We start from the raw sequence: 15,354 nt of genomic DNA, 5'->3' as shown, positions 1-15,354 counted from the left end.
CTATTTCACTTGATTTAGACTAGTTATAATTGATATGATTGAAAGTAAATATAGGGGGCTTTATAATGGCTATTTCTACTGCAAAATTTAAAAACGGATTGACTATCGAAGTTGATAATGCGATCTGGAAAATTCTTGAATTTCAACACGTTAAACCTGGTAAAGGTGGAGCTTTTGTTAGAACTAAGCTTAAGAACTTAAGAACTGGCGCTGTTCAGGAAAAAACTTTCCGTTCAGGAGCTAAAATGGAAAAGGCTGAAATTAACACCATGAAGATGCAATATCTTTATGATGACGGGACTGGTTTAGTGTTCATGGATAATGATACTTATGACCAAATTACAATTCCTCGTGAGGCTTGTGAAGAAGCTATGAAGTATTTACAGCCAAATATGGAAGTTCAAATCATGCAATATAAAGGTGAGACTCTCGGAATTGAATTACCAAAAACAGTTAGTCTTGAGGTCACCGCTACTGAACCAGGTATCAAGGGTGATACCGCTTCAGGTGGATCAAAGCCTGCTACCATGAGTACAGGGGTTACCTTACAAGTTCCTTTCTTCGTTAATGAAGGTGATAAGTTAATCATTAATACAACTGATGGGACTTACATTTCTCGGGATAAAGAGGATAAATAAACAATAATTATTCTTGAATTGGAGGCTATGAAAATGGCAACGGAAGAACAATTTATTACTTTAGATAATAAAAAAAATGATTTAGGCAAAATCAAAGTAGCGCCCAATGTTATTGAAGTGATTACTAGTATTGCTACAACTGATGTTGATGGTGTTAACAAAATGCGTGGAACTCTTTCTTCTAGCGTTCAAGGGCTCTTCGGTAAAAAAGAACGTAGTCATGGAGTTAAGTTAGTATTTAATGATAATGATAAATTGGACGTTGATGTTTTTGTTTACCTTGATTATGGTGTTTCAGTTCCTAAAGTAGCAATTCAAATTCAAGATCAGGTTAAGCAACAATTACTTTTCATGACCGAGTTGCAGATTGGTTCTGTCAATGTTCATGTTGAAGGTGTAGTTCCAGAAAAAGTTGCAAAAGTTGATACGGATAGCTTATTCGACAATGATGGAGAAAAAAGTGAAAATTAACAGACACCAAATTAGAGAATTTGCATTTCAAACTTTATTTGCAATGCAAAGCAATGAAGAACTTAATTTAAATGATTTTTTTAAAGATTTAACCAATAATGATGAAGCGGTAGCTCCAGAATACTATAAAGAATTAGTGAACGGAGTTAAAGACCATAAAAATGAAATCGACAAAGTTATTGAGTCAAACTTAGATTCAAAGTGGACACTTAGTCGTTTAAATAAATCTGATTTAATCATTCTTGAAATTGCAATTTATGAAATGGACTTTGTAGAAAATGTTCCTGCTAAAGTTGCTATTAATGAAGCACTTGAATTATCAAAAAATTTTAGTGATGATAAATCAATTAACTTTATTAATGCCATTTTAGATAAAATTATGAAAAATATTGATAAGTAATTTTCAATAATAAGAAATCCAAACATAACAGAGTTTAATAACTGTTACGTTTGGATTTTTCTTTTGCATTAAGTTTTTATCAGAGTGTTTAAATTTAGAATATGCTAGAATTAAGATAAAAATAAAGTGTGGAGACTTAGCATGGTAAAAATGATTAATGGACGTAAAGTCGCAAAGGAAATAAATAATGATACTAAGCAAAAAGTACTTAAATTAGCAAAAAAAGGTGTAACGCCAGGACTAGCAGTTATTTTAGTTGGTGATAACCAAGCTAGTCAACGTTATGTTCATATGAAAGAAAAAAAGGCTCTTGAATTAGGGATTAATTCGTTTATGAAAACTTTTCCAAGTGATGTTAGTGAAAATGATTTAATTAACACTATTAAGGACTTAAATGCTGATTCAGCAGTACATGGAATTTTAGTTCAAGCTCCACTTCCAACTCATATTGATGAACAAAGAGTAATTGAAACTATTTTGCCAGAGAAAGATGTTGATGGTTTTCATCCTACCAATGTTGGAGCTTTATTTTTAAATTTAGCTAAAAATTATCCAGTAGCTTGTACACCAAGGGGAGTTATGACCCTACTTGAAAAATATCAAGTTAATTTAAATGGTGCTAACGTTGTCGTTGTTGGTCGCAGTTCAATTGTTGGAAAACCAATGTTAGCCCTCCTTTTGAATGCCAACGCAACCGTCACTACTGTTCATAGTCATACTAAAAATTTAAGGAAATTTACCCGTCAGGCTGATGTAGTTATTTCTGCGGTTGGAAAAGCTAATGTACTTACTGATGCTGATTTTAAACTAGGAGCTTATGTAATCGATGTAGGGCAAAATTTGAACAGTGATGGAAAATTAGTTGGGGATATCAATTATATCCCTGAAACGAGCAATATTGGCTATATTACTCCAGTTCCTGGTGGGGTAGGCCCGATGACTATTGCCACTTTAATGCAACAAACAGTCGAGATGTGTGAATGGAGTCTTTAAAAAATGGATCATGATTATTTAACGGTTACTGCTTTAAATCAATATATTCATAAAAAATTTGAAAATGATCCCTATTTGAGTAAGGTTTATTTAACAGGTGAATTGTCAAATTGGAGAAAACGTCCTGGTCACCAATATTTTGTCATCAAAGATGATCATTCTGTAATTAGCGCTGTAATGTGGAAGGGTGCGTTTGCTAAAGTTAAATTTGAACCAGAAGAAGGAATGAAAGTCCTTATTACAGGCCGAGTTACTTCTTTTGCTAAAAGTGGACAATATCAAATTTATGTTGAATCAATGCAACCAGATGGTGTAGGAAACCTTTATTTAGCTTATGAACAACTTAAAAAGAAATTGTATGCTGAAGGATTGTTTGATAAAGATCACAAAAAACCAATTCCTAGATATCCTAAGCGAATTGCTGTAGTTACTTCACAAAGTGGGGCAGTAATTCGTGATATTATTGATGCGGTTCGAAAACGTGATCCTCATATTCAAGTGGTTCTTTATCCTGCGGCGGTTCAGGGACAAGGGGCTGCTCAAGAAATTGCTAATCAAATTGAAAATGTTAATCAAAATGGTAACTTTGACACTTTAATTATCGGTCGTGGGGGCGGATCCATCGAGGATTTATGGCCATTTAATGAAGAAATTGTTGCTCGAGCAATTTATGACAGTAAAATTCCAGTCATTTCTTCAGTTGGTCATCAAACTGATAATACCATTGCAGACTTTGTAGCTGATCAACGTGCTTCTACGCCCACACAAGCGGGAGTAATTGCTTCGCCGGAACTAGGTGAAGTAATTTCAAATGTTCGCAATTTACAAAACAGCTTAGAAAATGCAATGCGAAATCTTATTCAAATGAGGCAACAAAAATTGACTCATTTGCAGCAAAATTATGTTTTTCGAGATCCTAGTCGAATCTATGAATCACATTGTCAGCAAGTTGATTTGCTAACCGATAAGTTATTAAATGTATTTAAAGAACAATTATCACAAAAAGAAAGTAAGCTTGCCCTTATTAGTAGTGAGTTATCAGGTGCATCTCCTCGTAACTTAGTTGTTAACAAACATAATCAATTAAACTATTTAAACACTAATTTGCAACAAACTATAAAAACAATTTATAGTAACAAAAAAGAACAATTAAGAAGCAAAGTTGAAGCACTAGATCATTTGAGTCCTTTAAAAATCATGTCACGTGGTTATGGAATGGTTAAAGATTCTAATAATCATATTATTAAAAAGGTAATTGACGTAAAAATTGGAGAGAAAATCACGGTTGATTTAAGCGATGGAAATATCGAAGCCAATGTTTCTGAAATAAACCAGGAGAGTGAAAAATAATGGTAGAAAAAAAAGTTTCATTTGAAGAAAATATGGAAAAATTAGAACAAATTGTAAATGAGTTACAAAGTGGCGATGTGCCTTTGGAAAAAGCTTTAACGGAATTTCAAACCGGGATTAAACTTAGTCAAGAAATGCAAAAAACTTTAGAAAATGCTGAAAAAACTTTAACCAAAATGGTAAAACCAGATGGTGAAGAAGTTCCGTTTAAACGAGATAAAGGTTATGAATCACAAACTAACACAAGTGAAAGTGAAAGTGGAAATGGAGATTTACCATTTTAATGAATGATGATAAACAAGTTTTACAACAATTTGAAAAAATCTATTTACCTAAAATTGATGCAGTGTTAAGTAATGGAATTAAAAAGACTTCCAATGTTAAATTACTAGTTAATTCAATGAAATACTCTTTAATGGCTGGCGGTAAAAGATTACGCCCATTATTAATATTAGCGGTTCTTCAATCTTATGGAATTAAAATTACCGATGAATTAATTAAAGTTAGTTCTGCAGTGGAGTTACTGCATACATATTCCTTGATTCATGATGATTTGCCTGCAATGGATGATAGTGACATCCGTCGAGGAAAAGCTGCTAACCATAAAAAGTTTGGTGATAATATTGCTATTTTAGCTGGAGATGGTTTATTAACTTTAGCTTTTGAATGGTTATCTGCCAATGACTTACCAGCACAACAAAGAATTCAGTTAGTAGCTTTATTGTCTAGTGCTGCGGGTCCTCATGGAATGGTAGAAGGACAAGTTATTGATGTTTCTTTTGAAGATCAAACCTTAGATTTAGTTGATTTACAAAAATTAGATTATCAAAAAACTGGAGCATTGTTTCACTATTGTATTTTAGCTGGGGCTGTTTTATCTAAATTAGATAAGGCGGAACAAAAAAAGTTATCAGATTTTGCTGATAATTTTGGAGTAGCATTTCAAATTTACGATGATATTCTAGATGCTCCAACTGTTGATGTACAAGAAGATATTGATAAAAATACTTATGTTAATCTTTTAGGCATGCATGGAGCAAAAGAAAAACTTCGTGATACAATAGAAAATTGTTTAAAGGCACTAGATAAATTAGAAAATGCGCAATCAACTGATTTATTAAAATCATTTTTATCGTATTTTCAATTTGGAAAAGGATAAATATGGCAATTGAGAAAGAAAGAATTGATGTTTTATTAGTTAAACAGGGTTTGTTTGATAGTCGAGAACAGGCCAAACGTGCTGTTATGGCTGGAGATGTGTTAGGTAAAAATGAAGAGCGTTTGGATAAACCAGGGGTTAAAATTCCAGCTGATACAAAACTACATCTTAAGGGAAATGTGATGCCATATGTTAGTCGCGGAGGGCTTAAATTAGCTAAGGCTTTGAAAAGTTTTGGAATTTCTGTTGAAGGAAAAACCGTACTAGACATTGGCTCTTCAACTGGTGGGTTTACGGATGTCATGCTTCAAAATGGAGCTAAACTAAGCTATGCTCTTGATGTTGGAACTAATCAATTGGTTTGGAAACTTCGCAGTGATTCTCGGGTTAAAGTGATGGAAAATACTAACTTTCGTTATAGTAAACCAGAAGACTTTATTAATGGGCGCCCTGATTTTGCGTCAATTGATGTATCATTTATTTCATTACATTTGATTCTTCCACCATTAAAGAAAATTTTAAAACCAGATGGTGAAGTAGTCGCTTTAATTAAGCCGCAATTTGAAGCTGGAAAAAAAAATGTTGGTAAGCACGGAATTGTACGTGATTCAAAAATTCATTACCAAGTAATCAATCAAGTCTTTGACTTTGCAATTGACGCTGGATTTTCAATCCTGGGACTAGACTTTTCACCAATCAAGGGTGGTGAGGGAAATATTGAATTTCTAATGCATTTAAAATCAACTGATACTCCTAAAATTGATCCTAAAGTTTCAATTAAAAAAGTACAAGAAGCGGCTTATAAAAATTTAAATAATTAATTGGAGGCACAGTTTTGTTAAAAGAGATTTCAATTAAAGATTTTGCAATCATTGACAAATTATCAATTAATTTCGAATCTGGGATGACAGCTCTAACAGGTGAAACTGGTGCCGGTAAATCAATTATTATTGACGCAGTTGGCTTATTAGCTGGTGGTAGAGGCTCTCAACATTTCATTAGAACTGGGGAAAATAAATCTGTTTTACAGGGATTATTTGATATTCCTCACGCGGGAACTACAGCAGCTAAATTAGACGAGTTTGGTATTGATCACGATGATGATAGTGTTATTTTGCAACGTGAATTATTTAAAAATGGTCGTAATATTTGTCGCGTCAATGGAATGCTGGTCAATATTAATACCCTTAGAAAAATTGGAGAAACATTAGTTGATATTTATGGACAAAATGAACACCAAACACTTATGCAAAGTGAAAAGCATCTTCTATTGTTAGATGAATTTATTGGAAAAGATTTGACACCGGTTTTACTTGACTATCAAGCTCAGTATCATCTTTATCTTAAATTAAAAAAGCAATTGGCTAATAAAAATAAAAATGAAAAAGAATGGGCTCAACGTCTAGATATGCTCCAATATCAGGTTAATGAAATTGAAAATGCTGATTTAATTGATGGTGAAGAAGAACAACTAATCGCAGAAAAGAATCGGTTAAATAACTTTCAAACAATTAATCTCAGTTTAAACCAAGCTTTAACAAATATTGAAGGAGACGATAATATTAGTCCAATTGATATGATTGGTGAAGCAATGAGTTCGATTGAAGATGTTGAAGAAATTGATGATGACTTTAAGCCAATTTCAGAAAACATTAAAAGTGCGTTTTATATGCTTCAAGATGCTAGTAAAGAAATTTCTAATCAGATGGATACTTTGGAGTTTGATCCTAATCGTTTAGAAGAAGTTGAGGCAAGACTCAGTACTATTTATGAGTTGAAACATAAATATGGGGATTCAGTTCAACAAGTTTTAAAATATTATGATAAAATTTCCAATGAGCTTCATGAAATGCAGGCTGAAGAAAATAGTGGAAATGACTTAGAGACTCAATTGCAAGGTTCCATTTTTAAATTAAATAAGCTTGGAACCAAGCTTCACAAAATTAGGTTACAAGGTGCAAAGAAATTAAAGAAAAAAATTCAGCATCAATTAGCGGATTTGTATATGGATAAAACTGAATTTGAGGTTAACTTTAAGCAACTGCCAGATAATACATTTTCTTCTAATGGAACTGAAACAATTGAGTTTTATATTCAAACTAATCCTGGAGAAGCACTTCAACCGCTTACTAAAATTGCTTCTGGAGGAGAACTTTCGCGAATTATGTTAGCGCTAAAGACTATCTTCTCTAAATTACAAGGGGTAACTTCAATCATTTTTGATGAAGTTGATACCGGTGTTTCAGGACGAGTTGCCCAAGCAATTGCAGAAAAAATTCATCATATTAGTATTAAATCCCAGGCGCTATGTATTACGCATTTACCACAAGTTGCTGCAATGGCTGATCATCAGTACTACATTTCTAAACATGTTGATACAAATAATAGAACAGAGACCAGTATTGAATCATTAAATGGAAAAGCCCGAGTTAATGAATTAGCACGAATGTTAGCTGGAACTACCGTTACTAAATTAGCCATTGAACATGCTGAGGAACTGTTAAGGCTAGCAAATGCTGAAAAAACAAATAAAGTGGATTTTTAAGCTAAATTATCTTGATTATTATCACTAAAAAAGCGATAATGTTCGTACTAAGTAAATTTAAGGAGCTGTCTTAATGGCAAAAAGAGGAATGCTAATTGTCCTTTCTGGTCCTTCAGGAGTAGGAAAGGGAACAGTTAGAAAAGCATTATTTGAAGATCCAGCAGTAGATTTTAATTATTCAATTTCTATGACTACTAGAAGTCCTCGATCTGGTGAAAAAAATGGTGTTGACTATTATTTTGTGTCAAAAGAACAATTTGAAGAAAATATCAAAAATGGTGAAATGTTAGAATATGCCAAGTATGTTGATAATTATTATGGGACTCCATTGAATTATGTTAATCAACAACTTAATGCTGGTCATGATGTTTTCTTAGAAATTGAAGTTAATGGTGCACTTCAAGTTCGAGCTAATTGTCCTGATGGAGTTTTTATCTTTTTGACCCCGCCAGACATTAAAGAATTACGTAGTCGTTTAGTGGGTCGTGGTACTGACAATTTAGAAGTAATTAATAAACGAATTCAAAAAGCTTCAAAAGAAATTCGGATGATGCAAAACTATGATTATGCAATTGTAAATGATAAAATTGAAAATGCCGTAGAACAAATTAAAGACATCGTTAAAAGTGAAAGATTAAAGGTTAATCGCGTAATGCCAGATTACCTTGAAAGTTTAGGAGATGAAATTTAATGTTATATCCATCAATTGATAAATTATTAGAAATCGTAGATTCACGTTATTCACTTATTATGCTTGCTAGTAAACGAGCTGAAGAATTAGATCAGGGTGCTACGCCGATGCTTGCACAATATCATAACGTAAAATCAGTTGGAATGGCTCTTGAAGAAATTGCTGCTGGAGTTTTAAAAATTGAACCAGAAAACAAATAAATATTTTTTAAAACCATTACGGTCACGTAGTGGTTTTTATTTATCTTGCTAAATATTATTGTATAATTAAGCTATCTAGAAATTTGGAGGACGTAATGCAAAATAAAAATATAGTTTTATATGTAACGGGAAGTATTGCTGCTTATAAAGCAGTTTATTTGTTGCGTCTTCTTCAAAATCAAGGAGCAATTGTTAGAGTAGTAATGACTCCCTTTGCTGAAAAATTTGTTACAAAACTAACTTTTGCTGCACTAACAAAGTATCCCGTCTATTCAGAAAATAGTTTTTCTGAAAGCGAAGAATCAATTAACCATATTGAATTAGCCAAATGGGCAGATTTTTCAATTATTGCTCCAGCAACTGCTGACTTTATTGCAAAGATGGCTAATGGAATTGCTGATAACTTTGCGCTGACGGCTCTATTGGCGACTGAAACACCGAAATATCTTGTTCCGGCCATGAATGATGTAATGTGGAATAATTTTGCTACACAACAAAACATACAAAGCTTAAAAGAGCATGGGACTAAAATATTTAACCCTACTTATGGTCAGTTAGCTGAAGGATATCAAGCTCAGGGTCGCATGTTAGAACCAGAAGAAATTGTTAAACAGTTAAAAAATATTTATCAAACTCAGTCTTTGGCGGGGAAAAAATTCTTAATTACAGCTGGTGGTACAATTGAAGACATTGATCCAGTTCGCTATATTTCAAATCGTTCTTCTGGGAAAATGGGATATGCTTTAGCACAAGTTGCCGCTCAACAAGGGGCACAAGTAACTTTAATTAGTGCTAATTGTCACCTTACAGTTCCAGATCAGGTCAAGCTAGTTAAAGTTAAAACTAGTGATGAATTGAAAGATACAATTATTCATGAACTACCCAAAAACGATGTTTTGATTATGGCAGCAGCCGTTAGTGATTTTAAGCCACTTACAGTTGCAAGCCAAAAAATAAAAAAGGTAGATGACACAAATGAACTAATCCTTCATTTGCAAAAAACGGATGACATCTTAAAGTTAGTGGCAAAGGAAAAAAGGGATGATCAATTAATTGTCGGATTTGCTGCGGAAACTAATGATGTTCAAAAGAATGCCAAGCAAAAATTAAAACAAAAAAATTTGGATTTAATTGTCCTAAATGATGTATCTAATCCACAAATTGGGTTTGGTAGTGATTGTAATCAAGTCACTATCATTAACCAATCAGGAATCCTAAAACAAACTGAGATTGAAAGTAAGCAAGCAATTGCACAAACAATTCTAAATATTATTGAAAAGCAAATGCGCTAACTAGAAGGAAGGAATAAATGCAAATTGCTCATATTATTGTAGATGTTCCAACCATGCAAACTAACTCGCCTTACTCATATTTAATTCCATCTGAATTAGAAGATTCAATAAGCATAGGCATGCGAGTAATTGTCCCCTTTGGCAAAGGAAATCGTAAAATTGAAGGATTCGTGGTTGGAATTGAATCAATGGCAGCTCAAGATGCAACTAAGTTAAAGAAAATTTGTTCAGTAATGGACTTTGAGCCAGTCTTGAATGATGAATTAATTGCTTTATCAAAATGGCTAGCAAATCGAACTTATGCTTTTCGAATTAGTTGTTTATTAACGATGCTCCCAAATGTTATGAAAGCTAAGTATTCCAAAATAGTAAGAAAAAAACATGCACTCAAAGATCAAATACTTGATCAAAAGCTTTCTGAAACTTTAAGTACTCCCTTAGATGATAAACATTTTACGGAAAAAGAGCTTAGTCAACTAATTTTACTGCAAAAAAAACATGATGTTGAGATTGAGTATGTGGTTAAAAATGAAGCTAAATCAAAAACAGAATTAGCTATTCAAAATCAAATTACAGATTTTAATGAGATACGTAAACAATTAAAGCCAAATGCCAAAGCACAACAGCATCTCTTGAATTTGCTTGAAGCTCATCCCACTGAAAAACTAGTGCAAAGGAAAATCATTAAGGAACAGTCTATTTCTCCAGCTTCAATTAAAGCCTTTAATGATAAAGGCTGGATTAGTAAAGTTCAAATTGAAAAATATCGTGATCCTTATAAACATCCGATTACTCGTGATCGACCTAAACAACTAACCTCAGAACAAGAACAAGCGGTTTTAGAAATTGATCAAGCAATAAAAAAGCAAACAGCCGAGACTTTTTTAATTGAAGGTGTCACAGGTTCTGGTAAAACAGAAGTTTATTTACAAAATATTCAAACTGCTTTAAACGATGGACGTCAAGCTTTAATGTTAGTCCCTGAGATTGCATTAACGCCACAAATGGTTAATCGCGTTAAAAATCGATTTGGAAATCAAGTTGCCATTCTCCACAGTGGACTATCCAATGGGGAACGTTATGATGAATGGCGTCGAATTCGTGATGGAAAAGTTCGAGTGGTAGTTGGAGCACGATCAGCCGTTTTTGCGCCTTTACAAAATATTGGACTAATCATTTTAGATGAAGAACATGATCCTAGCTATAAACAAGATGAAAGTCCGCGTTATCACACCCGAGACGTTGCTATTTGGCGATCTAATTATCATCATTGTCCCGTTGTATTAGGAAGTGCAACGCCCTCACTAGAATCACGGGCCCGAGCAGGCAAGGGTATATATCATCTATTAAGGTTAACTAAACGAGTCAATCAACAACAACTTCCAACCGTTGAAATTGTCGATATGACTAAAGAAGTGGCTAAAAACGGTGATATTTTTTCACAGGTCTTACTAACCAACATTAACGAAAAACTCAGTAAAAATGAACAAGTAGTATTAATGCTAAATCGACGAGGATTTTCTTCGTTCATGATGTGCCGCGATTGTGGTTATGTACTTATGTGTCCCAATTGTGATATTTCGTTAACTATGCATTTGGATAGTCATACAATGAAGTGCCATTATTGTGGATTTGAAGAACCAATTCCAAATCTTTGTCCTAAATGCCATAGCCATAATATCCGCTATTTTGGAACGGGAACAGAAAAAGTTGAGCAAGAACTTGCTAATCGTTTTCCAGATGCACGAATTTTACGGATGGATGTTGATACAACTAAACGTAAAGGGGCCCATGAAAAAATTTTGAATAAATTTGGTAATCAAGAAGCCGATATTTTGTTAGGTACCCAAATGATTGCTAAAGGGTTAGACTTTCCTAATGTCACATTGGTAGGAGTCTTGAACGCAGATACTGGTTTAGATTTACCCGATTTTAGAGCTAGTGAACGAACTTTTGATTTATTAACTCAGGTGGCTGGACGAGCTGGACGAGCAAAGAAAACTGGTAAAGTAATTATTCAAACCTTTAATCCCCAACACTATGCCATCCAATTGGTTAAACAGCAAGACTATGAGGCTTTTTATAAAAAGGAAATGCACCTTCGTCATTTAGCCGGGTACGCTCCATATTATTTTACCGTTAAGTTAACAGTTAGCTCACTTGAGGAGCAGCAAGCAGCTAAAAAGTCATATGAGATCTTAACTTATCTTAAAAATCATTTAAATAGCAAGACTATGATTTTAGGGCCAACTCCACGGCCAATTGCAAGAATTAAAAACCGTTATTATTATCAAATCATTATTAAATATAAAACTGATCAAAACCTAGACCCCGTCTTAAAACACATTTTACAAAAATCACAAAAAGAGGGGCGTAAAGGACTTAGAATCGCAATTGATTCAGAACCGATCAACTTTATGTAATGGAGGAAAATATCAATGAAATCAATTGTCTTTATGGGAACGCCTGAATTTAGCGTTCCAATTTTAAAAGCATTAAGTAAAAATTATGATGTTTTAGCCGTAGTCACCCAGCCAGACCGTCCGATTGGGAGAAAACGTGAGATTATTTCAACGCCGGTTAAACAAGCTGCAACCGAGTTAAACTTACCTATTTATCAACCAGAAAAACTTAGTGGTAGTGAAACTATGAAAAAGGTTATTGAATTAAAGCCAGATTACATTATAACGGCTGCTTATGGACAATTTTTACCAACTAAATTATTAAATGCTGCTAAGATTGCAGCAGTGAATGTTCATGGATCTTTATTACCTAAATATCGTGGGGGTGCTCCAGTACAATATGCCATTATGAATGGAGACGATAAGACTGGAATTACCATTATGTATATGGTCAAAGAAATGGATGCGGGTGATATCATTTCACAACAATCAGTTGCAATTACTAATCAAGACGATACTTCAAGTATTTTTCATAAACTAAGTTTGGTTGGTCGTGATTTATTATTAGCAACTTTACCTAAAATTGCAGCAGGAACAATTAATCCGGTTAAGCAAGATGAAAACCAAGTAGTTTTTTCTCCTACTATTAAACGAGAAGAAGAAGTACTTGATTTTAATCAAACCGCTCATCAAATTGATTGTAAAGTTAGGGCTTTACGACCAGATCCAATTGCTCATACTTTCGTAAAAGGAAAAAGATTTAAAATTTGGGATGTTAGTGTTATTGATCAAACTACTGACCTAACTCCCGGACAAATCGTTTATCGTGATAAGCATACCCTGCAAGTTGCGGCAGGAGCTGGAACTGTTTTACAGTTAAATGAAGTTCAACCAGCTGGAAAACCCAAAAAGTCCATTACCGATTTCTTAAATGGAAATCAAAAATTAATTAGAGGAGATCAATTCATTGACGAAAGACAACAACAATAATCCCCGTTACCTAGCAGTTAACACGCTTGAACGTATTTCTGATGGAGCTTATTCTAATCTACAAATTAACAACGTAATTGATTCCACTAAAATGTCTGAAAAAGACACGCGCTTATTTACCAATATTGTTTATGGTGTAATTCAACATCGGTTAACTTTAGAATACTACGTAAGTAAATTAGTTAAACATCCTAATAAATTACAAAAGTGGGTTAAAGAATTACTCTATACAGCTATTTATCAAATGACATATCTCGATAAAGTTCCTAATCGAGCAATTCTTGATGAATCTATCAAAATTGCAAAAGTTAAGGGACATGATGGAATTAGACGATTAGTGACAGGTGTATTACACAAAATTGATCGAGACGGATTACCAAAAATCACAGGAATGAATGCTGTTGAAAAACAATCGATTGAGGCAAGTGTTCCGGTTTGGATTATTCAGCAATTAAATAATCAAGTAGGAAAAGCAAAAACCGCATCAATTTTAGATAGTATTAATCAACCATCCAATCAATCAATTCGAATTAATGTTAAAAAAATTGATAAAGCTAGTTTAGTCAAAGAATTAGAAAGAATTGGGTTTGAAGTACGAGATAGCAAGGTAGCCGCTGATGCTTTAGTACTTAAAGATGGGGTTGCTGCTCATACAGCTCTATTTAAAGAGGGCTTTTACACTATTCAAGATGAAAGTGCTATGTTGCCCGTTCAGTCAATGGAAATCGCTGCAGATGATTATATTCTTGACACTTGTGCCGCTCCAGGCGGAAAAACCACTCAAATTGCTGAAAAGCTAACCACTGGACTAGTTGTTGCTCTTGATTTACATGAAAATAAATTGCATAAAATCATGGAAAATGCTGACCGAATGGGGTTAAGTGAAAATATTGAAGTTCATGCTTGTGATGCACGAAAAGTTAATGATATTTATGAAGATAAAACCTTTGATAAAATCTTAGTGGATGCTCCTTGTTCTGGTTTGGGGTTGATTAGAAGAAAACCAGAAATTAGATATGAAAAATCCCTTGATGATGTCGAACAATTGGCAAAAATTCAGGCAGAGATTATGGATGCAGTTGCTTCTAAATTAAAAGTTGGGGGGCAACTAGTTTATAGTACTTGTACAATTTTAAATCAAGAAAACTCAAAAACAATAAAAACTTTTCTTGATAAACATCCAGAATTTGAGGAAATTAAAGTTAAAACAATTTTAAATCTTCAGCCCAATCGACGCGAAAAATATTTAAAAATTTTTCCAGATGACTATGGTTCTGATGGATTCTTTGTTGCTGGATTTAAAAAGATAAAATAGGAGTATTTATGAAAAGGGGTAAAATTTACCAATCATTAAGTGGATTTTATGATGTTAAGTCTGATGGTCAAATTTATCGAACTAGAGCTCGAGGTAATTTTAGAAAACGGTTAATTAAACCATTAGTTGGTGATGAAGTTGAATTTGACGTCACAAACGAGGATGAAGGATACATCTTAAAAATTTTGCCTCGTAAGAATTCATTAGTGAGACCGCCAATTGCTAATACAGACCAAGCAATCGTCGTAGTTTCGGTTATTCAACCTGATTTTTCTCAAATTTTACTAGATAAAGAACTTGTGGCTTTAGAAAAAGAGCGTATTACACCAATTATCTATTTTTCTAAGTTAGATTTAGTCTCTCCAAAACAGGTTAATTATTTTACTAAAATTGCAAAAAATTATGAAAAACTAGTTGGTTATCAAGTTCTTTATTCTTCAAATCAAAAAGAAAACTTTCAAGCTTTACGTAGTCTTTTAAAAAACAGGCAGTCTGTAATTATGGGGCAAACTGGAGCTGGAAAATCAACTCTTTTAAATCATTTAGATTCTAGTTTAAATTTAGAAACGGGAGAGGTTTCTAAAGCTTTAAGCCGTGGGAAACACACTACTCGTAAGGTATCATTTATTACCATTAATAACGGTATTATTGCTGATACTCCTGGATTTTCATCATTTGAAAATGCTGATATTAAATTAGGCGAATTAAAAAATTATTTTCCTGATTTCGTTAAAATAGCAAATGAATGTAAATTTAGAGAATGCTCCCATATTAATGAACCTGGTTGTGCAGTGAAAAAAGGTGTAGAAAATGGTACAATTTTATCGAGTAGGTACGATGACTATCTCAAACAATATGCATTGATTAAGAATCAAAAAATTATATATAAACGAAAAAAGGGGAAATAA

General features: G+C 33.3%; 16 protein-coding genes. All 16 read left to right on the top strand.

Annotation, left to right across the window (positions count from 1 at the left end):
• Positions 1-65 precede the first annotated feature (65 nt).
• The 16 genes from efp to rsgA all read left to right on the top strand — a co-directional run bounded on the left by efp (position 66) and on the right by rsgA (position 15,354).
• The gene (gene efp / locus AC0GLY_RS03905; RefSeq protein WP_496610889.1) at positions 66-638 is read left to right on the top strand and encodes an elongation factor P; all 573 of its coding nucleotides are present in this window, start codon (positions 66-68) and stop codon (positions 636-638) included.
• Positions 639-671: 33 nt separating this feature from the next.
• Positions 672-1,109, top strand: a complete 438-nt coding sequence (locus tag AC0GLY_RS03900; RefSeq protein WP_496610888.1) for an Asp23/Gls24 family envelope stress response protein — start codon at positions 672-674, stop codon at positions 1,107-1,109.
• Entirely contained in the window at positions 1,099-1,509 is a 411-nt protein-coding gene (gene nusB, locus AC0GLY_RS03895; protein ID WP_496610887.1) for a transcription antitermination factor NusB, read from the top strand. Before AC0GLY_RS03900 ends, nusB begins: the two co-directional genes overlap by 11 nt.
• A 141-nt stretch (positions 1,510-1,650) precedes the next feature.
• The gene (locus AC0GLY_RS03890) at positions 1,651-2,502 is read left to right on the top strand and encodes a bifunctional 5,10-methylenetetrahydrofolate dehydrogenase/5,10-methenyltetrahydrofolate cyclohydrolase (protein WP_496610886.1); all 852 of its coding nucleotides are present in this window, start codon (positions 1,651-1,653) and stop codon (positions 2,500-2,502) included.
• A 3-nt stretch (positions 2,503-2,505) separates the two neighbouring features.
• Positions 2,506-3,852, top strand: a complete 1,347-nt coding sequence (xseA, locus tag AC0GLY_RS03885; RefSeq protein WP_496610885.1) for an exodeoxyribonuclease VII large subunit — start codon at positions 2,506-2,508, stop codon at positions 3,850-3,852.
• Positions 3,852-4,136, top strand: a complete 285-nt coding sequence (locus AC0GLY_RS03880) for an exodeoxyribonuclease VII small subunit (RefSeq protein WP_496610884.1) — start codon at positions 3,852-3,854, stop codon at positions 4,134-4,136. Before xseA ends, AC0GLY_RS03880 begins: the two co-directional genes overlap by 1 nt.
• Positions 4,136-5,011 (top strand): polyprenyl synthetase family protein, encoded by an 876-nt coding sequence (locus AC0GLY_RS03875; RefSeq protein ID WP_496610883.1) that lies wholly within the window; start codon positions 4,136-4,138, stop codon positions 5,009-5,011. The genes AC0GLY_RS03880 and AC0GLY_RS03875 overlap by 1 nt, the downstream gene beginning before the upstream one ends.
• A gap of 8 nt (positions 5,012-5,019) precedes the next feature.
• On the top strand, positions 5,020-5,832 hold the full coding sequence (locus AC0GLY_RS03870) for a TlyA family RNA methyltransferase (protein ID WP_496612247.1): 813 nt from the start codon (positions 5,020-5,022) through the stop codon (positions 5,830-5,832).
• A gap of 14 nt (positions 5,833-5,846) precedes the next feature.
• Positions 5,847-7,556 (top strand): DNA repair protein RecN, encoded by a 1,710-nt coding sequence (recN, locus tag AC0GLY_RS03865; protein WP_496612207.1) that lies wholly within the window; start codon positions 5,847-5,849, stop codon positions 7,554-7,556.
• 73 nt (positions 7,557-7,629) lie between these two features.
• Positions 7,630-8,247 carry a guanylate kinase gene (gmk, locus tag AC0GLY_RS03860; RefSeq protein ID WP_496612206.1) on the top strand — a complete coding sequence of 206 codons (618 nt, stop codon included), beginning with the start codon at positions 7,630-7,632 and terminating at the stop codon, positions 8,245-8,247.
• Complete coding sequence (gene rpoZ / locus AC0GLY_RS03855; RefSeq protein WP_496612205.1) at positions 8,247-8,447, top strand: DNA-directed RNA polymerase subunit omega; 201 nt, start codon at positions 8,247-8,249, stop codon at positions 8,445-8,447. Before gmk ends, rpoZ begins: the two co-directional genes overlap by 1 nt.
• Before the next feature lie 95 nt (positions 8,448-8,542).
• Positions 8,543-9,739: a bifunctional phosphopantothenoylcysteine decarboxylase/phosphopantothenate--cysteine ligase CoaBC gene (coaBC, locus tag AC0GLY_RS03850; protein WP_496612204.1), complete on the top strand. Its 1,197-nt coding sequence runs from the start codon at positions 8,543-8,545 to the stop codon at positions 9,737-9,739.
• 17 nt (positions 9,740-9,756) lie between these two features.
• The gene (gene priA / locus AC0GLY_RS03845) at positions 9,757-12,162 is read left to right on the top strand and encodes a primosomal protein N' (protein WP_496612203.1); all 2,406 of its coding nucleotides are present in this window, start codon (positions 9,757-9,759) and stop codon (positions 12,160-12,162) included.
• A 15-nt stretch (positions 12,163-12,177) separates the two neighbouring features.
• A complete protein-coding gene (gene fmt / locus AC0GLY_RS03840; protein WP_496612202.1) occupies positions 12,178-13,131 on the top strand; it encodes a methionyl-tRNA formyltransferase in 954 nt (317 codons plus the stop codon).
• The gene (gene rsmB / locus AC0GLY_RS03835) at positions 13,100-14,446 is read left to right on the top strand and encodes a 16S rRNA (cytosine(967)-C(5))-methyltransferase RsmB (protein ID WP_496612246.1); all 1,347 of its coding nucleotides are present in this window, start codon (positions 13,100-13,102) and stop codon (positions 14,444-14,446) included. The genes fmt and rsmB overlap by 32 nt, the downstream gene beginning before the upstream one ends.
• Before the next feature lie 8 nt (positions 14,447-14,454).
• Positions 14,455-15,354: a ribosome small subunit-dependent GTPase A gene (gene rsgA, locus AC0GLY_RS03830; RefSeq protein WP_496612201.1), complete on the top strand. Its 900-nt coding sequence runs from the start codon at positions 14,455-14,457 to the stop codon at positions 15,352-15,354.

This window comes from Fructilactobacillus sp. YLN 2507 (assembly GCF_059614085.1).
This window is presented reverse-complemented; position numbering and strand designations above follow the sequence as displayed.

Excerpts from the sequence above, each read along its gene's own strand:
- AC0GLY_RS03875 (WP_496610883.1), top strand. The coding sequence starts at position 4,136 with ATGAATGATGATAAACAAGTTTTACAACAATTTGAAAAAATCTATTTA.
- gmk (WP_496612206.1), top strand. The coding sequence starts at position 7,630 with ATGGCAAAAAGAGGAATGCTAATTGTCCTTTCTGGTCCTTCAGGAGTA.
- rpoZ (WP_496612205.1), top strand. The coding sequence starts at position 8,247 with ATGTTATATCCATCAATTGATAAATTATTAGAAATCGTAGATTCACGT.
- fmt (WP_496612202.1), top strand. The coding sequence starts at position 12,178 with ATGAAATCAATTGTCTTTATGGGAACGCCTGAATTTAGCGTTCCAATT.
- AC0GLY_RS03880 (WP_496610884.1), top strand. The coding sequence starts at position 3,852 with ATGGTAGAAAAAAAAGTTTCATTTGAAGAAAATATGGAAAAATTAGAA.
- xseA (WP_496610885.1), top strand. The coding sequence starts at position 2,506 with ATGGATCATGATTATTTAACGGTTACTGCTTTAAATCAATATATTCAT.
- efp (WP_496610889.1), top strand. The coding sequence starts at position 66 with ATGGCTATTTCTACTGCAAAATTTAAAAACGGATTGACTATCGAAGTT.
- AC0GLY_RS03890 (WP_496610886.1), top strand. The coding sequence starts at position 1,651 with ATGGTAAAAATGATTAATGGACGTAAAGTCGCAAAGGAAATAAATAAT.
- AC0GLY_RS03900 (WP_496610888.1), top strand. The coding sequence starts at position 672 with ATGGCAACGGAAGAACAATTTATTACTTTAGATAATAAAAAAAATGAT.
- rsgA (WP_496612201.1), top strand. The coding sequence starts at position 14,455 with ATGAAAAGGGGTAAAATTTACCAATCATTAAGTGGATTTTATGATGTT.
- priA (WP_496612203.1), top strand. The coding sequence starts at position 9,757 with ATGCAAATTGCTCATATTATTGTAGATGTTCCAACCATGCAAACTAAC.
- coaBC (WP_496612204.1), top strand. The coding sequence starts at position 8,543 with ATGCAAAATAAAAATATAGTTTTATATGTAACGGGAAGTATTGCTGCT.